Origin of the sequence: Rhodopseudomonas pentothenatexigens (assembly GCF_900218015.1) — a bacterium.
GTDB lineage: Bacteria > Pseudomonadota > Alphaproteobacteria > Rhizobiales > Xanthobacteraceae > Rhodopseudomonas > Rhodopseudomonas pentothenatexigens.
Map to the genome: position 1 here is coordinate 1 of NZ_UFQQ01000035.1, position 22,253 is coordinate 22,253.

21 protein-coding genes are annotated in these 22,253 nt (G+C 66.1%); 16 read left to right on the top strand and 5 right to left on the bottom strand.

The genetic code is table 11. The annotated features are described in order from the left end of the window. Positions 1-328 precede the first annotated feature (328 nt). Complete coding sequence (locus DWA33_RS22305) at positions 329-949, bottom strand: CinA family protein (protein WP_114360704.1); 621 nt, start codon at positions 947-949, stop codon at positions 329-331. A 2-nt stretch (positions 950-951) separates the two neighbouring features. Beyond that, positions 952-2,148, bottom strand: a complete 1,197-nt coding sequence (locus DWA33_RS22310; RefSeq protein WP_114360705.1) for a bifunctional 2-C-methyl-D-erythritol 4-phosphate cytidylyltransferase/2-C-methyl-D-erythritol 2,4-cyclodiphosphate synthase — start codon at positions 2,146-2,148, stop codon at positions 952-954. 274 nt (positions 2,149-2,422) lie between these two features. Between DWA33_RS22310 and dusB the strand changes: the two genes are divergently transcribed. The 9 genes from dusB to gyrA all read left to right on the top strand — a co-directional run bounded on the left by dusB (position 2,423) and on the right by gyrA (position 15,533). After that, a complete protein-coding gene (gene dusB / locus DWA33_RS22315) occupies positions 2,423-3,424 on the top strand; it encodes a tRNA dihydrouridine synthase DusB (RefSeq protein WP_114360706.1) in 1,002 nt (333 codons plus the stop codon). Further along, positions 3,421-4,593, top strand: a complete 1,173-nt coding sequence (locus DWA33_RS22320; protein ID WP_114360707.1) for a two-component system sensor histidine kinase NtrB — start codon at positions 3,421-3,423, stop codon at positions 4,591-4,593. The genes dusB and DWA33_RS22320 overlap by 4 nt, the downstream gene beginning before the upstream one ends. Before the next feature lie 9 nt (positions 4,594-4,602). Then, positions 4,603-6,045, top strand: a complete 1,443-nt coding sequence (ntrC, locus tag DWA33_RS22325; RefSeq protein ID WP_107344569.1) for a nitrogen regulation protein NR(I) — start codon at positions 4,603-4,605, stop codon at positions 6,043-6,045. 159 nt (positions 6,046-6,204) lie between these two features. Then, a complete protein-coding gene (locus DWA33_RS22330) occupies positions 6,205-8,496 on the top strand; it encodes a sensor histidine kinase NtrY-like (protein ID WP_114360708.1) in 2,292 nt (763 codons plus the stop codon). Between the two features lie 16 nt (positions 8,497-8,512). Continuing rightward, positions 8,513-9,880, top strand: a complete 1,368-nt coding sequence (gene ntrX / locus DWA33_RS22335) for a nitrogen assimilation response regulator NtrX (RefSeq protein WP_114360709.1) — start codon at positions 8,513-8,515, stop codon at positions 9,878-9,880. 39 nt (positions 9,881-9,919) lie between these two features. Next, complete coding sequence (locus DWA33_RS22340) at positions 9,920-10,777, top strand: D-amino-acid transaminase (RefSeq protein ID WP_114360710.1); 858 nt, start codon at positions 9,920-9,922, stop codon at positions 10,775-10,777. A gap of 181 nt (positions 10,778-10,958) precedes the next feature. After that, positions 10,959-11,207, top strand: a complete 249-nt coding sequence (gene hfq, locus DWA33_RS22345) for an RNA chaperone Hfq (protein WP_011158147.1) — start codon at positions 10,959-10,961, stop codon at positions 11,205-11,207. An 11-nt stretch (positions 11,208-11,218) separates the two neighbouring features. Then, entirely contained in the window at positions 11,219-12,589 is a 1,371-nt protein-coding gene (hflX, locus tag DWA33_RS22350; RefSeq protein WP_114360711.1) for a GTPase HflX, read from the top strand. A gap of 202 nt (positions 12,590-12,791) precedes the next feature. Beyond that, on the top strand, positions 12,792-15,533 hold the full coding sequence (gene gyrA / locus DWA33_RS22355; RefSeq protein ID WP_114360712.1) for a DNA gyrase subunit A: 2,742 nt from the start codon (positions 12,792-12,794) through the stop codon (positions 15,531-15,533). Between the two features lie 18 nt (positions 15,534-15,551). Here gyrA and DWA33_RS22360 read toward each other — a convergent pair whose 3' ends face one another. Beyond that, entirely contained in the window at positions 15,552-16,418 is an 867-nt protein-coding gene (locus tag DWA33_RS22360; protein WP_114360713.1) for an alpha/beta fold hydrolase, read from the bottom strand. A gap of 164 nt (positions 16,419-16,582) precedes the next feature. Beyond that, on the bottom strand, positions 16,583-16,840 hold the full coding sequence (locus DWA33_RS22365; protein ID WP_114360714.1) for a hypothetical protein: 258 nt from the start codon (positions 16,838-16,840) through the stop codon (positions 16,583-16,585). Here DWA33_RS22365 and DWA33_RS22370 point away from each other — a divergent pair. The 7 genes from DWA33_RS22370 (at position 16,839) to tgt (ending at position 21,543) form a co-directional block, all read left to right on the top strand. Next, complete coding sequence (locus tag DWA33_RS22370; protein ID WP_114360715.1) at positions 16,839-17,018, top strand: hypothetical protein; 180 nt, start codon at positions 16,839-16,841, stop codon at positions 17,016-17,018. The genes DWA33_RS22365 and DWA33_RS22370 overlap by 2 nt on opposite strands. Before the next feature lie 160 nt (positions 17,019-17,178). After that, a complete protein-coding gene (gene coaD, locus DWA33_RS22375; RefSeq protein WP_114360716.1) occupies positions 17,179-17,688 on the top strand; it encodes a pantetheine-phosphate adenylyltransferase in 510 nt (169 codons plus the stop codon). A gap of 16 nt (positions 17,689-17,704) precedes the next feature. Beyond that, positions 17,705-18,268: a peptidylprolyl isomerase gene (locus DWA33_RS22380; RefSeq protein WP_011158152.1), complete on the top strand. Its 564-nt coding sequence runs from the start codon at positions 17,705-17,707 to the stop codon at positions 18,266-18,268. A gap of 9 nt (positions 18,269-18,277) precedes the next feature. Beyond that, the gene (locus tag DWA33_RS22385) at positions 18,278-18,721 is read left to right on the top strand and encodes an energy transducer TonB (protein ID WP_114360717.1); all 444 of its coding nucleotides are present in this window, start codon (positions 18,278-18,280) and stop codon (positions 18,719-18,721) included. Next, the gene (locus tag DWA33_RS22390; protein ID WP_114360731.1) at positions 18,697-19,161 is read left to right on the top strand and encodes a peptidylprolyl isomerase; all 465 of its coding nucleotides are present in this window, start codon (positions 18,697-18,699) and stop codon (positions 19,159-19,161) included. Before DWA33_RS22385 ends, DWA33_RS22390 begins: the two co-directional genes overlap by 25 nt. Positions 19,162-19,330: 169 nt before the next feature. Beyond that, a complete protein-coding gene (gene queA / locus DWA33_RS22395; RefSeq protein ID WP_114360732.1) occupies positions 19,331-20,413 on the top strand; it encodes a tRNA preQ1(34) S-adenosylmethionine ribosyltransferase-isomerase QueA in 1,083 nt (360 codons plus the stop codon). Continuing rightward, entirely contained in the window at positions 20,410-21,543 is a 1,134-nt protein-coding gene (gene tgt, locus DWA33_RS22400) for a tRNA guanosine(34) transglycosylase Tgt (protein WP_114360718.1), read from the top strand. Before queA ends, tgt begins: the two co-directional genes overlap by 4 nt. A 66-nt stretch (positions 21,544-21,609) precedes the next feature. Here tgt and DWA33_RS22405 read toward each other — a convergent pair whose 3' ends face one another. After that, positions 21,610-21,825, bottom strand: coding sequence for a hypothetical protein (locus tag DWA33_RS22405; RefSeq protein WP_013502561.1), 216 nt, complete (start codon positions 21,823-21,825; stop codon positions 21,610-21,612). Between the last annotated feature and the right edge of the window lie 428 nt (positions 21,826-22,253).

Sequence of the window (22,253 nt, forward strand, 5' to 3'; positions counted from 1 at the left end):
TCGTACTCGGCCATCAGAAACCGCCATTTCTGGATGTAATTCCGCTCGATCGTCCGGTCGAAACTGTTGTCGCGCATCGAAGCCTCCCTGATGGGTGGATTCGATCACCGAATTATTGAACTTGCACAGCAATGACGGAGAGGTTGAATATTTGAATATCCCCACACTCCGCGGTCATCGCCCGGCTTGTCCGGGCGACCCAGTATCCCAGAGCGCTTCCTAAGACTACGAGCGCTCTGGGATACTGGGCCCTCCGCTTTCGCGGAGGGTGACGGCGGTGGTGGGGCGATGCCGTGCGCCTCAAGTCGCCCGATCAGCTGCTTCGTCGTTAAGTCTTCTTCGGCTTGACCGGACGCTTCGGCTGCGGGCGTTTGGTGGCGACGCGGCGGGGGGAGCGGGCGACGCGCTTGTGGACGCCGGCGGCGGGAGCAGGCTTGACCTTGGCGGGAGGCTTCGGGCCGCGCGCCAATTCGACCAGCATGCGCAGCGCTTCCACCACCGAACGCTGGCGGACGTTGCTGCGGCCGATCGCGCCGAAACGCTGCTCGCGATGCGAGATCCGCCCGTCGCGCGCCGCCACCGCGAAATGAACCAGGCCGACCGGCTTGCCGGGCGTGGCTCCGCCCGGTCCGGCGATCCCGGTGATCGAGACGGCGAGATCGACGTCAGCGTTCTCCAGCGCGCCGACCGCCATCGCGATCGCAGTTTCCTTGCTGACGGCGCCGAAGTTGTTGAGCGTGGCGTTCTCGACGCCGAGCAGGTCGTGCTTGGCGGCGTTGGAATAGGTGACGAAGCCGCGGTCGATGACGTCGGACGAGCCGGGGATATCGGTCAGCGCGCCGGCGACCAGACCGCCGGTACACGACTCGGCGGTCGCAATCATCAGCTTGCGCGAGCGGCAGAGGTCGAGCAACGAGCGGGCGAGGGCGCGGGCATCGTTGCCGCTCATCGTCAGCCGGCCAGTCCGTCGGCGCCCCAGGGCAGCCGGATGGTGGCGGACGCGGTCGCCGCGATGCCTTCCTCACGGCCGGTGAAGCCGAGCTTCTCGCTGGTGGTGGCCTTCACCGCGACGCGCGACACCGGCACGCCGGTGATCTCGGCGATGCGCTGACGCATCGCGTCGCGCAGCGGGCCGATCTTCGGCCGCTCGCAGATCATCGTCACTTCGAGATTGGCGATGCGGCCGCCGCGCGCGGTGACGCGGTCGATCGCGTATCTGAGGAACTTGTCGGAGGCCGCGCCCTTCCACTGCGGATCGGTCGGCGGGAAGTGCGAGCCGATGTCGCCGTCCGCCAGCGCGCCGAGAATCGCGTCGACCAGCGCATGCAGGCCGACGTCGCCGTCGGAATGCGCCAGGAAGCCGCGGGTGTGCGGGACCTTCAGGCCGCACAGCCAGACGTGATCGCCGTCGCCGAAGGCGTGGACATCGTAGCCGGTGCCGGTGCGGATGTCGCCGAGCGCGGCCATCAGCCGGCTTTCCTCGCGCGCGAAATCTTCCGGGGTGGTCATCTTCATGTTGTTAGCATCGCCTTCGAAGGTCGACACCGTCAATCCCGCCCATTCGGCGATTGCGGCATCGTCGGTGAATTCGTCGCGGCCGTCCTGGGCAGCGCGGCGGTGGGCATCGAGGATGACGTCGAAGCGGAACGCCTGCGGGGTCTGGGCGATTCGCAAGGTCGCGCGGTCCGGCGTCGCGTCGACCGCGCCCTCGGCGTCGACCTGCTTGATGGTGTCGGTCACCGCAACCACCGGCAGCGCCGCGCCGGTGGCGCCGGCGGCGGTAATCGCGCGCGAGATCAGCTCCGGGGTGACGAAGCAGCGCGCGGCGTCGTGGATCAGCACGATGTCCGGCTTCAGCTCGGCCAGCGCCTCCAGCCCGGCGCGCACCGAACCCTGCCGGGTCGCACCTCCCCCTACCGCCGGCCGGAACTTCAGGCCGGCGACAGCCGCGTTGAACATCTCGGTGTCGTCCGGATTGGTCACCGGCTGCACCGCCATCACCCCCGGATGGGTGCAGAACGGTTCCATCGCGCGGGCGATCACCGGCCGTCCGGCGAGAGTGCGGTATTGCTTGGGGCCGCCCGCGCCGGCGCGCAGGCCGCGACCGGCGGCGACGATGATGGCAGCAGTACGGGGCGAGTTCGGCATCGGATCAATTGATACGGATTCGGAATGTCCGACGCTGGTCGCGCCGGTGCACAGCCCTTACCATGCCGAGCCGGGAAAGCAGCATGATTCCATCGCCGCAGGCGCAGGCGTCCAGGGGACAAATGCTGCAACGCACTTGCATGTCTGATATGATTGGCTAAACTGTAGGCAATGATCTACAATGCTCAAACATTGAGCGAAGCCGAGTGTGCAACCGCGCTGACTACAGAATGAGCAACCCGTGACTGGATCCACTGTAACAGGTTCGCCGCCTTTGAGGATCGGCAATATTGCGGTGGCCTGTCCGGTAGTTCTGGCGCCGATGACAGGCATTACTGACGCGCCGTTCCGCCGCCAGGTGGCGGAGTTCGGGGCTGGTCTGGTGGTGTCGGAAATGACCGCCAGCGAGGATCTGGTGGCCGGCCGCCGGATGTCGGTGCGTCGCTGCGACAAGGTCGGGCAGGGGCCGCACGTCGTGCAGCTCGCCGGTTGCGAGGCGCGCTGGATGGCGGAGGGCGCCCGGATTGCGGAAGCCGGCGGTGCCGATGTCATCGACATCAACATGGGCTGCCCGGCTCGGCACGTCACCGGCGGACTGTCCGGTTCGGCCTTGATGCGCGATCTCGACCATGCGCTGACGCTGATCGAAGCAACGATCAGCGCGGTACGGGTGCCGGTGACGCTGAAGATGCGGCTCGGTTGGGACGATCGCTCGCGCAACGCGCCGGAGCTGGCGCGGCGTGCGCAGGACGCAGGGGTGCAGCTCGTCACGGTGCATGGCCGCACGCGGCAGCAGTTCTACAAGGGCGAAGCCGATTGGGACGCGGTGCGTGCCGTGAGAGACGCGATCTCGATCCCGCTGGTGGTCAATGGCGACATCACCTGCCACGGCAGCGCGATCGAGGCGCTGAAACGATCTGGCGCCGACGCGGTGATGATCGGGCGCGGCGCCCAGGGGCGGCCGTGGCTGCCCGGGCAGGTCGGCCGCCAGCTCACCACCGGGAAGGCCGAGGCCGAGCCTCCGCTCGCCGCGCAGCGCGATGACTTGCGCCGGCTCTACGACGACATTCTGGCGCTGTACGGCGTCAAGATCGGGCTTCGCCATGCGCGCAAGCATCTCGGCTGGTCGCTCGAGGTGGCGGCCGCCGGCGCCGGCGCGCCCGCGGCGGTCCTGAAGCACTGGCGCGCCGCGATTCTGACCGAGGAGAGCCCGGCCCGCGTCCAACGCGCGCTCGCCGACGCCTACGATGATTTCGCCTGGAGGGCCGCCGCATGAACGCCATCGTCGAACCGCGCCGGGCTCAGCCGACCGACAGCGACGCGATCCTCAACGCATTGCCCAATCCGGTGCTGCTGATCGGCCCCGACGGCAAGATCGCCGATGCCAATATGGCGGCGGAATCGTTCTTCGAGATCTCCGCGCAATTGCTGCGGCGGCAGTCGCTGACCGATCTGGTGCCGTTCGGCAGCCCGCTGCTGGCGCTGATCGAGCAGGTCCGGGTCGGGCATTCGCCGGTCAACGAATACAAGGTCGATCTCGGCACGCCGCGGATCGGCGCCGACCGCCAGGTCGATCTGCACGTCGCGCCGCTCAACGAACGGCCCGGCCATATCGTGGTGATGCTGCAGGAACGCACCATCGCCGACAAGATGGACCGCCAGCTCACGCATCGCAGCGCGGCGCGCTCGGTGATCGCGCTCGCCGCCATGCTGGCGCACGAGATCAAGAACCCGCTGTCCGGCATTCGCGGCGCCGCGCAACTGCTGGAGCAGCAGGCTTCCGCAGAGGACCGGATGCTGACTCGGCTGATCTGCGACGAAGCCGACCGCATCGTCACGCTGGTCGACCGCATGGAAGTGTTCGGCGACGATCGCCCGGTGGCGCGCGGGCCGGTCAACATTCATTCGGTGCTCGATCACGTCAAGCGGCTGGCGCAGTCCGGCTTCGCGCGCAACATCAAGTTCATCGAGGACTACGACCCGTCGCTGCCGCCGGTGCTCGCCAATCAGGATCAACTGATTCAGGTGTTCCTCAATCTGGTGAAGAACGCCGCCGAGGCCGTGGTCGATCTCGGCTCCGACGGCGAGATCCAACTCACCACGGCGTTCCGCCCTGGCGTCCGGCTGTCGGTGCCGGGCAAGAAGACGCGGGTGTCGCTGCCGCTGGAGTTCTGCGTGCGGGACAATGGGCCCGGCGTCCCCGAAGATCTGCTGCCGAACCTGTTCGATCCGTTCGTCACCACCAAGCCGTCGGGCTCCGGCCTCGGTCTGGCGCTGGTCGCCAAGATCGTCGGCGATCACGGCGGCATCATCGAATGTGAATCGCAGCCGCGCAAAACCACCTTCCGGGTGCTGATGCCGATGTTCAACACCGCCAAGGCCCTTCAATCCCCGAACGGCGAGGACGCGCCGGCGTCGTCCGATGCCTCGCAGACTTCAAGATGAGGACACCCAATGCCTGCAGGTAGTATTCTCGTCGCGGACGACGACACCGCGATCCGCACGGTGCTCAACCAAGCGCTGTCGCGCGCCGGCTACGAAGTGCGGCTGACCGGCAACGCGGCGACGCTGTGGCGTTGGGTGAGCCAGGGCGAGGGCGATCTGGTGATCACCGACGTGGTGATGCCGGACGAGAACGCGTTCGATCTGCTGCCGCGGATCAAGAAGCTGCGGCCGAACCTGCCGGTCATCGTGATGAGCGCGCAGAACACCTTCATGACCGCGATCCGTGCGTCGGAGAAGGGCGCCTACGAATATCTGCCGAAGCCGTTCGATCTCAAGGAACTGATCGCGATCGTCGGCCGCGCGCTGGCGGAGCCGAAGGAGCGCATCTCCAGCGCCAACGACGAGGGCGAATTCGACTCGATCCCGCTGGTCGGCCGCTCGCCGGCGATGCAAGAAATCTACCGGGTGCTGGCGCGGCTGATGCAGACCGACCTCACGGTGATGATCACTGGCGAGTCCGGCACCGGCAAGGAACTGGTGTCGCGGGCGCTGCACGACTACGGCAAGCGCCGCAACGGTCCGTTCGTCGCCGTCAACATGGCGGCGATCCCGCGCGATCTGATCGAGTCCGAACTGTTCGGTCACGAGCGCGGCGCCTTCACCGGCGCCAACACCCGCGCCTCCGGCCGGTTCGAGCAGGCCGAAGGCGGCACGCTGTTTCTCGATGAAATCGGCGACATGCCGATGGAGGCCCAGACCCGGCTGCTGCGGGTGCTGCAGCAGGGCGAATACACCACGGTCGGCGGCCGTACCCCGATCAAGACCGACGTCCGGATCGTTGCGGCGTCGAACAAGGACCTGCGGGTCCTGATCCAGCAGGGGCTGTTCCGCGAAGATCTGTTCTTCCGCCTCAACGTGGTCCCGCTGCGGCTGCCGCCGCTGCGCGAGCACATCGAGGATCTGCCGGATCTGGTCCGGCACTTCTTCGCGCTGGCCGAAAAAGACGGCCTTCCCGCCAAGAAGCTCGATGCCGCGGCGCTCGAGCGAATGAAACAGCATCGCTGGCCGGGCAACGTTCGCGAATTGGAAAATCTCGCCCGGCGCCTGGCGGCGCTGTATCCGCAGGAGGTGATCACCGCCTCGGTGATCGACGGCGAACTGGCGCCGCCGCCGGTCGTGGCGGGCGGCAACGCTCCCCACACCGTCGACAATCTCGGCGGCGCGGTGGAGATGTATTTGTCGTCGCACTTTTCGGGCTTCCCGAACGGCGTGCCGCCGCCCGGCCTCTACCACCGGGTGCTGCGCGAGATCGAAGTGCCGCTGCTCACCGCCGCGCTGGCGGCGACCCGCGGCAACCAGATCCGGGCCGCCGACCTGCTCGGCCTCAACCGCAACACCCTGCGGAAGAAGATCCGCGACCTCGACATTCAGGTTTACCGCACCGGCGGCTGAGACGCCGGAGCAAGGTTTTCGGCTGTGGACTGCGTGCTCGCCCGAGGTGGCTCGGGCGAAGCGCCGCGATATTGTCGCAATTGAGCAACATTGTTGTACGAATGCATCACACGGCTCGCCGGCGGCGCGGGCCGAACGCATTCAATGATTATTGCCGGAATGACCAGCGCAGAGACGTCGGCCCAACCCGTTGACGACCCCTCGATTGCCGAGCCGCGGCTGCGCACCTGGCGCAAGCTGCTGGCGCCGATGGCAGTCGGCGTCGCGCTGTTTTCGGCGTTTCTGACCTTCATCGTCCTGACCGGCCTGACCCCGATCTCGCCGAGCCGGGAGGTCGTCGTCAGCTTCCTGCTGATCAACGGCGCGACCATCCTGCTGTTGGTCGCGATCATCGCCCGCGAAGTCTGGAAGGTGGTCCAGGCCCGCCGGCGCGGGCGGGCGGCGTCACGGCTGCACATCCAGATCGTCAGCCTGTTTTCGGTGATCGCGGTGCTGCCGGCGGTGCTGGTGTCGATCGTCGCCAACGTCACGCTCGACCGCGGTCTCGACCGGCTGTTCTCCGGGCCGACCCGGGCGGTGATCGAGAATTCGCTGATCGTCGCCAATGCCTACCTGCACGAGCATGGCCAGTTGATCCGCGGCGACATTCTCGGCATGGCCAACGACATCTCGCACGCCCGGGCGCTGTTCGATCTCGACCGAAAATCCTTCCGCGAATTCCTGACCAACGACGCCGCCACCCGCAACCTGCCGGGCGCGATGCTGATCGACAAGGATCGCAACATCCTGGAGGCGGCGCAGAACGGCATCCGCCGCGACTTCGACGTGCCGGCGCCGGAGTTTCTGAAGAACGTCGACGACACCGAACCGCAGATCGCGGTGTTCATCGAAGCCAATTACGTCGCCGCGGTGATCCGGCTGAAGGGGTTCGAGGACACCTTCCTCTACGTCGCGCGTTTCCTGGACCCGCGCGTGGTCGCGCAGCTTCGCCAGACTCAGGCCAGCGTCGCCGAATACTCCGAACTCGAGGCACGGCGGCTCGGCGTTCAGGTCGCCTTCGCGCTGATGTTCACGGTGATCGCGCTCACGGTGCTGATGTCGGCGGTGCTGCTCGGCCTCAACTTCGCCAACTGGCTGGTGGCGCCGATCCGGCGGCTGATGGGGGCGGCGCAGCTGGTGTCGACCGGCGATCTGCACGTCCAGGTGCCGGTGTCGAAATCGGAAGGCGACCTGTCGCAGCTCGGCATGACCTTCAACAAGATGACGCAGGAATTGCGCACCCAGCGCGACGAGTTGGTCAACGCCAGCGAACTGATCGACAGCCGTCGCCGGTTCATCGAGGCGGTGCTGTCGTCGGCCAGCGCCGGCATCATCGGCGTCGACGGCTCGCTCAGCATCGGCATCCTCAACCGCTCCGCTGAAAAGCTGATCGGCCACTCCGAAGCCGAAGCGCTCGGCCATCCGCTGTCCGAGGTCATTCCCGAGCTCGACGAGATGATGGCGAGCGCGCGCGAAGGCGCGCAGCGGCTGGTGCAAGGCCAGATCACCATCACCCGCGACGGCCGCGAGCGCATCCTCAACGTTCGTGTCACCGCCGAACAGACCGGTCACACCAGCGACAGCTACATCATCACCCTCGACGACATCACCGAACTGGTGTCGGCGCAGCGCACCTCGGCGTGGGGCGACGTGGCCCGTCGCATCGCGCACGAGATCAAGAACCCGCTGACGCCGATTCAACTCTCGGCGGAACGGATCAAGCGCAAGTTCGGCAAGGTGATCGTCGACGACAAGAACATCTTCGAGCAGTGCACCGACACCATCGTCCGCCAGGTCGACGACATCCGGCGCATGGTCGACGAATTCTCGCGCTTCGCGCGGATGCCGAAGCCGGTGATCGAAGGCGAGGACGTCGGCGACACCGTGCGGCAGGTGGTGTTCTTGATGCGGGTCGGCCATCCCGACGTCGAAATCGAGGCGGAGATCAAGGATGAACCGTTGCACGCAAGGTTCGACCGCAGGCTGATCTCGCAGGCGTTGACCAACATCATCAAGAACGCCACCGAAGCGATCGAAGTGGTACCCGAACAGGAGCTCGGCAAGGGCAAGATCGAAGTCGTGGCGGCGCGCGACGGCGACGATGTCGTCATCGACGTGATCGACAACGGCATCGGGCTGCCCAAAGAAAGCCGTTCGCGGCTGCTCGAACCCTACGTCACCACCCGTGAGAAAGGCACCGGCCTCGGTCTTGCGATCGTCGGTCGCGTGCTGGTCGATCACGGCGGCGGTATCGAACTCAACGACGCATCCCACGTTCGTCCTGGCCAGCGCGGTGCATGGATGCGCCTTCGATTCGCGATGTCCGGTCAACCGGCGTCACCTCCCGGATCGGGTGAACCAAAACAGCAGGCCGAGAACGAACCAAGGATAGCGGCTGCCGGCGGCAGCTAAAGCGACAGGCGCGACCATGGCGAATGACATTCTGATCGTCGACGACGAAGCGGATATCCGCGATCTCGTCGCCGGTATTCTCGAGGACGAAGGCTTTTCCACCCGGACGGCGCGGGACAGCGATTCGGCGCTGGCCGAGATCGCCAACCGGCGGCCCAATCTGATCTTCCTCGACATCTGGCTGCAGGGCAGCAAGCTCGATGGTCTGCAACTCCTGGAGCAGATCAAGAAGGATCATGCCGACATGCCGGTGGTGATGATCTCCGGCCACGGCAACATCGAAACCGCGGTCGCGGCGATCAAGCGCGGCGCCTACGACTTCATCGAGAAGCCGTTCAAATCCGATCGGCTGATCCTGGTGGCGACGCGCGCGCTGGAAACGTCGCGGCTGAAGCGCGAGGTGCGCGAGCTGAAGCAGCTCGCGCCGTCCGCCTCGTCGCTGGTCGGGCGCTCCGCCTGCATCAACCAGTTGCGCCAGACCATCGAACGCGCCGCCAAGGCCAACAGCCGCATTCTGATCGTCGGCCCGTCGGGGTCCGGCAAGGAACTTGCGGCCCGAACGCTGCACAATTCGTCCTCGCGGGCCGAGGGGCCGTTCGTGGTGATCAACGCCGCGGCGATCACGCCCGAGAAGATGGAGACCGAGCTGTTCGGCATCGAGGCCAATGGCGAGCACGCGCGAAAGTCCGGCGCGTTGGAAGAAGCGCACGGCGGCACGCTGTTCATCGACGAGATCGCCGATATGCCGCGCGAGACCCAGAACAAGATCCTGCGCGTTCTGGTCGAGCAGACGTTCCAGCGCTGCGGCGGCACCACCAAGGTCAATGTCGACGTCCGCATCATCTCCTCGACCGCGCGCAACCTCGAAGAGGAGATCGCGGGCGGGCGGTTCCGAGAGGATCTGTATCACCGGCTGTCGGTGGTGCCGATCCGGGTGCCGCCGCTGTCGGAGCGTCGCGACGACATTCCGGAATTGATCGAATACTTCATGGAGCAGATCTCGGCCACGACCGGTCTGCCGCGTCGGCAGATCGGCCAGGATGCGATGGCGGTGCTGCAGTCGCACGTCTGGCCCGGCAACGTCCGCCAGCTCCGCAACAACGTCGAGCGGCTGATGATCCTCGCCGGCGGCGGGCCGGATGCGGTGATCACCGCCGATATGCTGCCGCAGGACGTCGGCTCGATGGTGCCGACGATGCCGACCGGCAACAACGGCGAGCACATCATGGGCTTGCCGCTGCGCGAGGCGCGTGAAGCGTTCGAGCGCGACTACCTGATCGCGCAGATCAGCCGGTTCTCCGGCAACATCTCGCGCACTGCCGAGTTCGTCGGCATGGAGCGCTCGGCGCTGCATCGCAAGCTCAAGGCGCTCGGCGTCGGCTGACTTTTCCTTCAACTCTCACCTCTGATCCGGATCTCCTCGATGTCGCGCATCGCCTATGTCAACGGCCGCTATCTCGACATGCGCCATGCCAGCGTGAACATCGAGGATCGCGGTTATCAGTTCGCCGATGGCGTCTATGAGGTCTGCGAAGTGCGCGGCGGCAGGCTGGTCGACATGCCGCGGCATTTGGCGCGGCTGCAGCGTTCGCTCGGTGAGTTGCGGATCAAGGAGCCGATGCCGCTGGCGGCGTTGTCGGTCGTGATGCACGAAGTGGTGCGGCGCAACCGGGTGAACGACGGCATCGTCTATCTGCAGGTCAGCCGCGGCGTGGCGCGGCGCGATCACGGCTTTCCGGCCGAGTCGGTGAAGCCGGCCGTGGTGGTGACGGCGCGCAGCATCGATCCCGCCAAGGGGCAGGCCAACGCGGCGCGTGGCATCAAGGTGATCACGCTGCCGGAGAACCGCTGGCCGAGGGTCGACATCAAATCGACGGCGCTGCTGCCGAACGTGCTCGCCAAGCAGGCGGCGCGCGAGGCCGGCGCCTATGAGGCGTGGTACGTCGACCGCGACGGCTACGTCACCGAAGGCTCCTCCAGCAACGCCTGGATCGTCACCAAAGAGGGCCGGGTGGTGACCCGTTCGGCCGACGCCGGCATCCTCGCCGGCGTCACCCGTGCGGTGCTGATCGATGCCTGCGAAGCGCTGCAGGTGCGGGTCGAGGAGCGGCCGTTCACGCCGGCCGAGGCGGCGAGCGCCGCCGAAGCGTTCGTCACGGCTTCGAGCCAGCTCGTGATGCCGGTGGTGTCGATCGACGGCCAGCCGATCGGCGACGGCAAGCCGGGCGCATTGGCCAAACGTCTAAGAGAGCAGTTTCACCGATTTGCGGTGTTTTCTTAAGCTTTGCGGCGCGGGGAGCATCCGCTCGGGGTTTTAGTTGCTTGCTTAAAAGCCATGCCTACCCTCTAATCGGACCGTCGGCTTCCGGAGGGGGATCTCGGAGGAGTCGGCAACCGGGGTGAAGCTCCGACAGAGAGACGCGCACCGGCAAGAAAAGACAAAACCAATTGCGGGATAAAAAATGGCGGCAGACCGCGCACAAAACCTTCAAGACACTTTCCTCAACCACGTACGCAAGACGAAGACTCCTCTGACGATCTTCCTGGTCAACGGGGTGAAGTTGCAGGGCATTGTGACTTGGTTCGATAATTTCTGCCTTTTGTTGCGGCGCGACGGTCATTCGCAGCTCGTCTACAAGCACGCGATCTCCACCATCATGCCGGGGGCGCCGATCCAGCTGTTCGAAAGCGGCGAGGACTCGCCAGCTTGAGGCGGGCCTGATTGGAACCGCGCAGCATCGACGAGGGCGCCGATCGTCCGCGATCGGGGAACGGCGGAGAGACCGGACGCGTGATCGTCGTCGGTCCGTATTTGCGCACGCGCCGGGGCGATCCCGACGCGGCGGATACGGCCGTCCGCGACAATGACGCGCGGCTCGACGAAGCCGCCGGTCTGGCGCGCGCGATCGATCTCGACGTCGTCGAGGCGGTGCTCACTCCGATCAGCCAGATCCGTCCCGCGACCTATCTCGGCAAGGGCAAGGTCGAGGACATCGTCGGGCTGATCGCGGCGCACGGCGCCGACTTGGTGGTGATGGATTGCGCGCTGTCGCCGATCCAGCAGCGCAACCTGGAGAAAGCCTGGAACGCCAAGGTGCTCGATCGCACCGGCCTGATCCTGGAAATCTTCGGGCGCCGCGCCAAGACCCGCGAAGGCACCCTGCAGGTCGAGCTGGCGCATCTCAACTATCAGCGCTCGCGGCTGGTGCGGTCCTGGACCCATCTCGAGCGCCAGCGCGGCGGCTTCGGCTTCATGGGTGGCCCCGGCGAGACCCAGATCGAGGCCGACCGCCGGCTGATCGGCGAGCGCATCACCAAGCTCGAAGCCGAGCTGAAGAAAGTGCAGGCGACACGGCGGTTGCATCGCGCCGGGCGGCAGCGTGTGCCGTATCGCGTGGTGGCGCTGGTTGGCTACACCAATGCCGGCAAGTCGACGCTGTTCAACCGGCTGACGCGCGCCGACGTGCAGGCGGCCGACATGCTGTTCGCGACGCTCGACCCGACGCTGCGCGCGATCCAGTTGCCGCACGGCGGCAAGGCGATGCTGTCCGACACCGTCGGCTTCATCTCCAATCTCCCGACCCAGCTCGTCGCCGCCTTCCGCGCGACGCTGGAAGAGGTGCTGGAAGCCGATCTGATCCTGCACGTCCGCGACATCAGCCACGAAGACGCCGAGGCGCAGCAGAGCGACGTCGACAACGTGCTGCGCCAGCTCGGCGTCGATGCCGCGAGCGGACGGATTCTCGAAGTCTGGAATAAGATCGACCGTTTCGAGCCGGAGCAGCGCGACGAGCTGAGAAACATCGCAGGCCGCCGGCCCGACGATCATCCGTGCCTGCTGGTGTCGGCGGTGAGCGGCGAGGGCGTCGACGAGCTGCTGTTGGCGATCGAGCAGCGCCTGGCGGCGACCCGCACCGTGCTCGATCTGTCGATCGACGCCGCCGACGGCGCCGGCGTGAGCTGGCTGCATCGCAATGCCGAGGTGCTGGCGAAGGATCTGGTCGATGGCCGGTACGTCATGACGGTGCGGGTCGAAGACAATAAACGCGACGTCGTGATCGACCGCTTCGGCGCAGTGCCGCGGCCGGATTAAGGGCGCGAATCAGCGCCTCCCAGGGGCGCCGCCGGCGCCGATCCCGATGCCTTGCCGAACGGCTTTTCGAGCACGTCGAAAATATCGCGTAAGATATTGAAAAGACGGGCCGAAAAACCTTCGAAAACAAGCCGCGAAAGGGTGGTTTGCAACACCCCGATACGCTATACGAATCCGATCAGATTCTGACCGGAATTCACCCTTGTCCGACAAAGACGACGAGAAGCCCGGGGAGCCGCAGGCGCCCTCGGATATTCGCCCCGTATCCATTCTCGACGAGATGAAGCGCAGCTATCTCGATTACGCGATGAGCGTGATCGTGGCGCGGGCGCTGCCGGATGCGCGCGACGGGTTGAAGCCGGTGCATCGCCGTATCCTCTACGGCATGTACGAGAACGGCTTCGAGTGGAACAAGCCGTATCGCAAGTCGGCCCGCACCGTCGGCGACGTCATCGGTAAGTATCACCCGCACGGCGACCAGTCGGTGTACGACGCGCTGGTCCGCATGGCGCAGGACTTCTCGATGCGGGTGCCGCTGATCGACGGTCAGGGCAATTTCGGTTCGGTCGACGGCGATATGCCGGCGGCGATGCGATATACCGAATCGCGTCTGACCAAGATCGCGCAGACGCTGCTCGACGACATCGACAAGGACACCGTCGACTTCCAGCCGAACTACGACAATTCGGAACGGGAGCCGCAGGTTCTTCCTGCCAAATTCCCGAACCTCCTGGTGAACGGCGCCGGCGGCATCGCGGTCGGCATGGCCACCAACATCCCGCCGCACAATCTCGGTGAGGTGATCGACGCCTGCGTCGCTCTGATCGACGATCCGGCGCTGACGATCGACGATCTCAACAAGATCATCCCGGGGCCGGACTTTCCGACCGGCGGCATCATCCTCGGCCGCGCCGGCATTCGCGGCGCCTATCAGACCGGCCGCGGCTCGATCGTGATGCGCGGCAAGGTCGAGATCGAGACCGTCCGCAAGGACCGGGAGGCGATCATCGTCTCCGAGATTCCTTATCAGGTGAACAAGGCGACGATGGTCGAGCGCATCGCCGAACTGGTGCGCGAGAAGAAGATCGAAGGCATCTCCGACCTGCGCGACGAGTCGGACCGCGACGGCTTCCGCGTCGTGATCGAGCTGCGCCGCGATGCGGTGCCGGAGGTGGTGCTCAACCAGCTCTACAAATTCACGCCGCTGCAGACCAATTTCGGCGCCAACATGGTGGCGCTCGACGGCGGCCGGCCGCAACTGATGAACCTGAAGGATCTGCTGCAGGTCTTCGTCGCGTTCCGCGAGCAGGTCGTCACCAGGCGCACCAAATTCCTGCTCAACAAGGCGCGCGACCGCGCCCACATCCTGGTCGGCCTCGCGATCGCGGTGGCGAATATCGACGAGATCATTCGGGTGATCCGTAATTCGCCCGATCCGAACACGGCGCGCGAGACCCTGATGTCGCGCGACTGGCCGGCGGCCGATGTCGCGGCGATGATCACGCTGATCGACGATCCGCGCCACAAGCTCAACCCGGACGGCACCGCGCGGCTGTCGTTCGAGCAGGCGAAAGCCATCCTCGATCTGCGGCTGCAGCGCCTCACCGCGCTGGGACGCGAGGAGATTTCCGACGAGCTCGACAAGCTGGCGGTCGAAATCGCCGACTATCTGGAAATCCTGCGCTCGCGCGCACGGGTTCAGACGATCGTCAAGACCGAGCTCGGCGAGGTCAGGGCCGAGTTCGCAACGCCGCGCCGGACCGAGATCGTCGAACAGGAAGGCGAGGTCGAAGACGAGGACCTGATCCAGCGCGAGGACATGGTGGTGACCGTGTCGCACGCCGGCTACGTCAAGCGGGTGCCGCTGTCGACCTATCGGGCGCAGCGTCGCGGCGGCAAGGGCCGCTCCGGCATGGCGACCCGCGAGGAGGATTTCGTCTCGCGGCTGTTCGTCGCGTCGACGCACACGCCGGTGCTGTTCTTCTCGTCGCGCGGACAGGTCTACAAGGAGAAGGTGTGGCGGTTGCCGCTGGCGCCGCCGAACGGCCGCGGCAAGGCGCTGATCAACATTCTGCCGCTGGAGCAGGGCGAGCGCATCACCACCATCATGCCGCTGCCGGAGGACGAAGCGTCCTGGGCGGCGCTCGACGTGATGTTCGCCACCACCGGCGGCAACGTCCGCCGCAACAAGCTGTCCGACTTCGTCGACGTCCGCCGCTCCGGCATCATCGCGATGAAGCTCGACGACGGCGAGGCGATCGTCGACGTCCAGATCTGCACCGAGCGCGACGACGTGCTGCTGACGGCGGCCGGCGGCCAGTGCATCCGCTTCCCGGTGCCGGACGTGCGGGTGTTCAGCGGCCGCACCTCGATGGGCGTGCGCGGCATCGCGCTGTCGTCCGGCGACAAGGTGATCTCGCTCAGCATCCTGCGGCACTTCGAGGCGACGCCGGCCGAACGCTCGACCTATCTGAAGCAATCCGGAGCCAGCCGCCGTGCCGCGACCGGCGAGGAGGCCGAAATCGTCGACGCGCCCGAGGTCGAAGCCGAGGAGAGCGATGCGGTGACGTCGCTCAGCGTCGAGCGCTATGCCGAGATGTCGGCGTCCGAGCAGTTCGTGCTGACGATCTCGGAGAACGGCTACGGCAAGCGGACCTCGTCGTTCGAGTACCGCACCACCGGACGCGGCGGCAAAGGCATCGTGGCGATGTCGGTCAACGGCCGCAACGGCAAGCTGGTGGCGTCGTTCCCGGTCGAGGACTCCGACCAGATCATGCTGGTGACCGACAACGGCCAGCTGATCCGCTGCCCGGTCGAAGGCATCCGAGTCGCCGGCCGCTCCACCCAGGGCGTGATCGTGTTCAACACCGCCGACGACGAGAAGGTGGTGTCGGTCGAGCGGATTCCGGAGACCGAAGAGGGCGAGGGCGGCAACGGCGGCTGAGCCGCCGCGGCGTTCAGGCTAGGCGAGGGCGCTCAGCAGCGCCGTCGCGGTGTCGTCGGGACATTCCTCGTAGAACGACAGCTTGCCCCGCGGCAGCACGGTGGCGCTGACATTGTCCAGCGCCGCGAGGGCGGCCATCTCCGCCTTGGATTTGCGCGGCGTGGCCTCGCCATACAGCAGCACAATGTTTCCCGGCACGCGACGTGCGGCGGCGAGATAATCGTCGCGCGTCGTGAACAGGTCGAGCTCGCCGGTGACGAAGCGGAACGACGCGTAGCGCGCGCCGCGCGCCTCGGTGACGCGGCGCTTGTTCGCCATCCGGGCGTCGGTCAGCCAGGCGGGGTCGGCATAGACATGGCCACGCGCCATCATGCCGATCACCGCCCGGTTGACGTTGAGCCGATAGAACGCCGCGCCCGCGACCGGCAGATCGACGGCCCTTGCCAGCGTGCCGAACAGCGGCATGCGTTTGCCCGCCATGGTCGGCAGTGGTCCGCGCCATGTCGGCGCCAGCAGGCAGAGCCGGCCGAGCGAGCCGGGATGATCCGCGGCTTGCGCCAGCGCGTAGCCGGCCGCGTGCCCTGCCGCCACCGTGACGTCCGGACGCGTCACCGAGTTCAGGATGAACTCGAGAAACTCCCTGTACAGTGCGGGGCGCCAGTCGGTTTTCGGGCGCGGCAGATCGCCGAATCCGGGCCAGTCGATCGACGTCGTGGAATAGTGCGCGCCGAGCCGTTGCTGAAGCTCGCGCATCTCGCCGCGGGTCGAGATCGAACTGAGCGCGGGCAGCAGCAGCAAGTTCGGCCCGGAGCCGAACCGGGTCAGGCCGAGCTGCAGCGGACGGCCGTCAGCCGTCCATTCGAGAACGTGTTCGGACCATTGCATCGCTTCATCATGTTACCGGTTCCGAGACCATGGTCCAGCGAACGTCGCGACGGCAGGGGCTGGAATCGAAAGACCCCCGAGGGGGCAACTCGGGGGTCTTCGGTACAGAGCGCCCTTGGAGGGAAGCGCTTTGCGGAAACTAGCTGTCGGATAACGCCAAAACCTTAATGGCGTTCCGCGGTCACCAGCCGAGCCTGACCGATCGGCGCGTGGCTGGCATGGGCATTGCGGAGGCAGGACGGTTCGAAATTCGGCCAGGCCTGCTCGGAGCAGGCGGTGCCGAGGGGACGGATGTCGAGCCGGTCGCCCTTGGCCAGAGCCTGCGGAACGCTGGCTTCGACCTGCGGGGCAAAGCCCGGAAGAATGGTGACTGCCGCGGCAGCAAAGGCGGCGATCGCGATCACGGAAAGAGCCTTGATCATGACGGTGTCCCCTGTGGTCTCGAAGTCCGGCCGTTTCGGCCTGGATTGCTTTGTCGCTTCCCGATGCGGCTGGTTTACCCAGCGCTGGTTTCAGAACGTCTTCATCGCCGGGCAATTCAGGTTTCGCCGCGGCGGCGAATTGTTTCTTGGCTTTCGGGCGCGTGAAACAAACCGGTAAAAACGCCAGTGTTTTCAGGCGCCTCCCGTTACCACACAGAAGACGCGCGAAGGCGCGATCCGGTTCGGTTCGCAGCGCGAAATAAATCCGCCCCTCGGCTGCAGTTTTGAAGGAACCGGGGCCGCTTGCTCCTGCAGGCGCGCCGCGCTAGAGGGGCCGGATGTCACGCATCGCGCTTTATCCGGGCTCCTTCGATCCCGTCACCAACGGCCATCTCGACGTCGTCCGCCACGCCGTGGCGCTGTGCGACAAGCTCGTGCTGGCGATCGGCATCCACCCCGGCAAGACGCCGCTGTTCACCACCGAGGAGCGCCTCGCGATGGCCGAGCGGGTGTTCGGCCCGATCGCCAAGGCGGCCGGTTGCGAGTACGCTGCCATCACCTTCGACAATCTGACGGTCACTGCGGCGCAGCAGATCGGCGCCACGCTGATGATCCGCGGCCTGCGCGACGGCACCGACCTCGACTACGAAATGCAGCTCGCCGGCATGAACGAGACCATGGCGCCGGCAATCCATACGGTGTTCTTGCCGGCCTCGGTCGGGGTGCGCCCGATCACCGCCACACTGGTGCGGCAGATCGCCAAGATGGGCGGCGATGTTTCGGCCTTCGTTCCGGCCGAGGTGGCGTCCGCTCTGACATCCAAGTTTGCCGCCGGCTCGCCGGCCTAACCGACCCGGAGTTTTCATGATCCGTCTGATCGGCATCTTCGCGGCGCTGCTGTTCGCGCTGCCGGCGCTGGCGCAGCCGCTGCCCGCCAATCTCGACAAGCAGAACGCGCTCGTCATCGACACCACCAAGGGCCGCATCGTCATCGCGCTGCGCGCCGACATCGCGCCCAAGCACGCCGAGCGGCTGAAGCAGCTTGCCCGCGAAGGCTTCTACAACAACGTGCCGTTCCACCGCGTGATGGGTGGCTTCATGGCGCAGACCGGCGACGGCCAGAACTTCAACGGCACCGGCGGTTCGAAATATCCGAACCTGAAGCAGGAATTCTCCAACGTGCCGTTTACCCGCGGGGTGGTCGGCATGGCCCGGCGCGGCGACAGCGTCGACAGCGCCAATTCGCAGTTCTTCATCATGTTCGCCGACGGCCCGAGCCTGAACGGCCAGTACACCGTGATCGGCAATGTGGTGTCCGGCATGGATGTGGTCGACAAGCTGAAGAAGGCTTCGCCGACCTCGCCCGGCGGCGCCGTGACCGATCCGGACAAGATGGTGAAGGTCCAGGTCGCCTCCGACGTGAAATAGGCGATCACAATGCTGCCGCGTCGACAAAGTGCAGTCGCGGTAGCCTTGATCGCCGGGGCGATCGGTCTCAGCGTTTGCCCCGCGTCGGCGCAGGACGCGCCGATCGACAATCTCAACGGATTGTTTTCGGCGCTGAAACAATGCTGGCGTCCGCCGCGTCTGCCGGCCGGTGATCCGGGAATGCAGATCACCGTGCTGGTCAGCTTCAAGCGCAACGGCGAGATCCTCGGCAAGCCGCGGATCACCTTTGAAAGCCCGGAGGCCGGCCGGGACGACAGCCTGGCCTATCGCGTCGCGGTGATGGAGGCGCTGCAGCGGTGCACGCCGCTGCCGTTCACGCCCTCGATGGGGGGTGCCGTCGCCGGACGTCCGTTCACGCTGCGATTCGACGATCGCAGACAAAGTCCCAAACCAACAGAGAAGAGAGCATGGCTGACAACGACAACATCCTGATCCTGGAAACCACCCAGGGCACCGTGAAGATCGAGATGCGCCCGGATCTGGCGCCGAACCACGTCGCCCGGATCAAGGAGCTGGTGCGCGAGGGCTTCTACGACGGCATCGTGTTCCACCGCGTGATCGAGGGCTTCATGGCGCAGACCGGCTGCCCGCAGGGCACCGGCATGGGCGGCTCCGGCACCAAGCTGAAGGCCGAATTCAACGCCGAGCCGCACGTCCGCGGCACCGCGTCGATGGCCCGCGCCGCCAATCCGGACTCCGGCGACAGCCAGTTCTTCATCTGCTTCGACGACGCCCGCTTCCTGGACAAGCAGTACACCGTCTGGGGCAAGGTGACCGAAGGCATGGAGAACGTCGACAAGATCAAGCGCGGCGAGCCGGTCAAGGATCCGGACAAGATCGTCAAGGCGAGCATCGCGGCCGACGCTGCCTAAGCGTCGCTCGCGTCAGCCAACTAAGGCTGACATCACTACAATGAAGGTGTCATGCCCGGGCTTGACCCGCCTGCGGGGCCGTAGCCCTCTTCGGCGCGGCGGAGGCCCGGGCATCCATCTTTCGAAGAGGATGGATCGCCGGATCAAGTCCGGCGATGACGGGTACCGTATGCGCACCGATCTGTTCGATTTCGATCTGCCTGCCGAGAACATCGCGCTGCGGCCGGTGAGCCCGCGCGATGCCGCGCGGATGCTGGTGGTGCGCCCCGGCGCGCCGCTCGAGGATCGGATCGTGCGCGATCTGCCGTCGCTGCTGGCGCCCGGCGATCAACTCGTGGTCAATGATACAAGGGTGATCGCGGCGCAGCTCACCGGTCGCCGCATCGGCCGCGGCCCTGAGCCGAAGATCGAAGCGACGCTGATCAAGCGGCTCGACGGCGCGCGCTGGCAGGCGCTGGTCAAACCCGCCAAGAAGCTGCTGCCGGGCGATGTCGTTCGCTTCGGTCATGACGGCCGGGTCTGTCTGCTCGGTCATCTCGACGCGACCGTCGAAGCCAAGGGCGAAGCCGGCGAGGTGACGCTGGCGTTCTCGTTCCATGGCCCGGTGCTCGACCAGGCGATCGCGGAGATCGGCGCCACCCCTCTGCCGCCCTATATCGCGTCCAAGCGCCCGCCCGACGCGCAGGACGTCGCCGATTATCAGACCATGTTCGCCGCCAATGAGGGCGCGGTCGCGGCGCCGACCGCGGGGCTGCATTTCACCGCCGAACTCGAAGCCGCGCTGGCCGCGCGGGGCGTCGGGCTGCACCGGATCACGCTGCATGTCGGGGCAGGCACGTTCCTGCCCGTGAAGGCCGAGGACACCAGCGAGCATCGCATGCACGCCGAATGGGGCACGATCAGCTCCGGCACCGCGGATGCGCTGAACGCGGCGCGTGCGGCGGGAGGCCGGATCGTTGCGGTGGGGACCACCTCGCTCCGCTTGTTGGAAAGTGCGGCGCGCGATGACGGCCGCATCGCGCCGTTCGCCGACGAGACCTCGATCTTCATCACGCCGGGCTATCGCTTCCGTGCCGTCGACGTGCTGATGACCAATTTCCACCTGCCGCGGTCGACGCTGTTCATGCTGGTGTCGGCATTCTGCGGTCTCGACACCATGCAGGCGGCCTACGCCCACGCCATTCGAACGGGCTATCGGTTCTACTCTTACGGCGACGCCAGCCTGCTGTTCCGGAACGACATCACCCCATGACCGTGCCCAATCACTTCGAACTGCTCGGGACCGACGGCGCCGCGCGCACCGGTCGGCTCACCACGCCGCACGGCGTGGTGCGCACGCCGGCCTTCATGCCGGTCGGTACCGCGGGCGCGATGAAGGGTCTGCACTGGCGCGAGGTGCGCGACGCCGGCGCCGATATCGTGCTCGGCAACACCTATCACCTGATGCTGCGGCCGGGCGCCGAACGGATCGCCGCGCTCGGCGGGCTGCAGCGTTTCACCACCTGGAACGGGCCGATGCTGACCGACTCCGGCGGCTTCCAGGTGATGTCGCTGGCACAGCTGCGCAAGGTCAACGAGCAGGCGGTGACGTTCCGCTCGCATATCGACGGCGCCGCGCTCGAATTGTCGCCGGAGCGCGCGATCGAAGTGCAGCGGCTGCTCGGCTCGGACATCGCCATGCAGCTCGACGAATGCGTCCGGCTGCCGGCCGATCACGCCGATATCGAACGGGCGATGCAATTGTCGCTGCGCTGGGCCGAGCGCTGCAAGCGCGCCTTCGAAACCGCGCCGGACGGCTACATGCTGTTCGGCATCGTTCAGGGCGGCGACGTGCCGGAGCTGCGCCACGACTCGGCGCGCGGGCTGATCGACATCGGCTTCCACGGCTATGCGATCGGCGGCCTCGCGGTCGGCGAACCGCAGGAGGTGATGCTGGCGATGATCGAGGAGGCGGCGCCGATCCTGCCCGCGGACCGGCCGCGCTATCTGATGGGCGTCGGCACGCCCGAGGACATACTGGAAGCGGTGGCGCGCGGGATCGATATGTTCGACTGCGTGATGCCGACCCGCAACGGTCGCCACGGCCTGGCGTTCACGCAATACGGCCCGATCAACCTGCGCAACGCCAAGCATGCCGACGACCCGCGACCTCTCGACGAAGAGAGCGACTGGCCGTCGACCCGCAACTACTCGCGGGCCTATCTGCACCATCTGGTGAAGTCGAGCGAGACGCTCGGCGCGATGCTGCTGTCGGAGATCAACACCGCTTATTATCAACGGTTGATGCGCGACATCCGTGCCGCGATCGCCGCCGGCCGGTTCGAGGAATTCAGGCTGCGTACCCGCGAGGCGTGGGAGCGCGGCGATCTGCCGCCGCGCTGATCCGCCGCGGGCGCGACGATCGACCTTCCACCGCGGACCTTGCCGGCGGCTGATGGACCGATCGGGTTAGTTGCAGGAGAAGCGTTTCACCGAATGCTTGGTGACGAAGCCATAGCCGCAGGTGTCGCAGGTCCACAGGTAGCTCACGACGCTTTCGGTGAGATACGCCGAAGCTTCGGCTGCGACCATCGAGTCGGCGCAGACCGGGCAGGTGGGCAGATCGCTGCCGCGCGGCGCGGGACGAGGAACGTTGGTCGACAGGACTTCAGCAATCGCCGGCATCGTGACCTCCTCATCTTCCAAAGCGTTGAACCTGGTTGCTGACGTAGACGCGCTGATTCAGACGAACTGATTCAGATGAGCTGATTCAGGCGACTGATCCAAATGAACTCAGCGCTCAGGCACGTGTTCGACCGAAGTGATCACCACCTCAGTTGCACGAACTATACACCAGGAACTCTGACGATGTCGCAACACAAATGCGTTCGTTTTGAGAAATTCGATTCTGCACTGCACGCCTCGCGCGAGCAGCCCTGCCGACGTTTCGATTGTGAACGCTGTCGTTAGCGATTCAATTACTATTGCGACCCGAAAGGCGGCGTGATCAACCAGTCACGAAGTCTGTCATCACTGAGTCTTGTGCATCGCGAAGCTATGGCTTTCGTTGAGCTGTCGCGCAGCCTTGCCGCCCGTCATCAGTCGCGTCAACG

Bases quoted from the DNA above. Each gene is read 5' to 3' on its own strand.
- DWA33_RS22305 (WP_114360704.1), bottom strand. From the start codon at position 949: ATGAGCGGCAACGATGCCCGCGCCCTCGCCCGCTCGTTGCTCGACCTC.
- DWA33_RS22390 (WP_114360731.1), top strand. From the start codon at position 18,697: ATGGCTGACAACGACAACATCCTGATCCTGGAAACCACCCAGGGCACC.
- hfq (WP_011158147.1), top strand. From the start codon at position 10,959: ATGGCGGCAGACCGCGCACAAAACCTTCAAGACACTTTCCTCAACCAC.
- DWA33_RS22380 (WP_011158152.1), top strand. From the start codon at position 17,705: ATGATCCGTCTGATCGGCATCTTCGCGGCGCTGCTGTTCGCGCTGCCG.
- DWA33_RS22365 (WP_114360714.1), bottom strand. From the start codon at position 16,840: ATGATCAAGGCTCTTTCCGTGATCGCGATCGCCGCCTTTGCTGCCGCG.
- DWA33_RS22360 (WP_114360713.1), bottom strand. From the start codon at position 16,418: ATGCAATGGTCCGAACACGTTCTCGAATGGACGGCTGACGGCCGTCCG.
- queA (WP_114360732.1), top strand. From the start codon at position 19,331: ATGCGCACCGATCTGTTCGATTTCGATCTGCCTGCCGAGAACATCGCG.
- coaD (WP_114360716.1), top strand. From the start codon at position 17,179: ATGTCACGCATCGCGCTTTATCCGGGCTCCTTCGATCCCGTCACCAAC.
- DWA33_RS22320 (WP_114360707.1), top strand. From the start codon at position 3,421: ATGAACGCCATCGTCGAACCGCGCCGGGCTCAGCCGACCGACAGCGAC.
- DWA33_RS22370 (WP_114360715.1), top strand. From the start codon at position 16,839: ATGACGGTGTCCCCTGTGGTCTCGAAGTCCGGCCGTTTCGGCCTGGAT.
- ntrC (WP_107344569.1), top strand. From the start codon at position 4,603: ATGCCTGCAGGTAGTATTCTCGTCGCGGACGACGACACCGCGATCCGC.
- ntrX (WP_114360709.1), top strand. From the start codon at position 8,513: ATGGCGAATGACATTCTGATCGTCGACGACGAAGCGGATATCCGCGAT.
- DWA33_RS22340 (WP_114360710.1), top strand. From the start codon at position 9,920: ATGTCGCGCATCGCCTATGTCAACGGCCGCTATCTCGACATGCGCCAT.
- tgt (WP_114360718.1), top strand. From the start codon at position 20,410: ATGACCGTGCCCAATCACTTCGAACTGCTCGGGACCGACGGCGCCGCG.
- DWA33_RS22405 (WP_013502561.1), bottom strand. From the start codon at position 21,825: ATGCCGGCGATTGCTGAAGTCCTGTCGACCAACGTTCCTCGTCCCGCG.
- DWA33_RS22385 (WP_114360717.1), top strand. From the start codon at position 18,278: ATGCTGCCGCGTCGACAAAGTGCAGTCGCGGTAGCCTTGATCGCCGGG.
- DWA33_RS22330 (WP_114360708.1), top strand. From the start codon at position 6,205: ATGACCAGCGCAGAGACGTCGGCCCAACCCGTTGACGACCCCTCGATT.
- DWA33_RS22310 (WP_114360705.1), bottom strand. From the start codon at position 2,148: ATGCCGAACTCGCCCCGTACTGCTGCCATCATCGTCGCCGCCGGTCGC.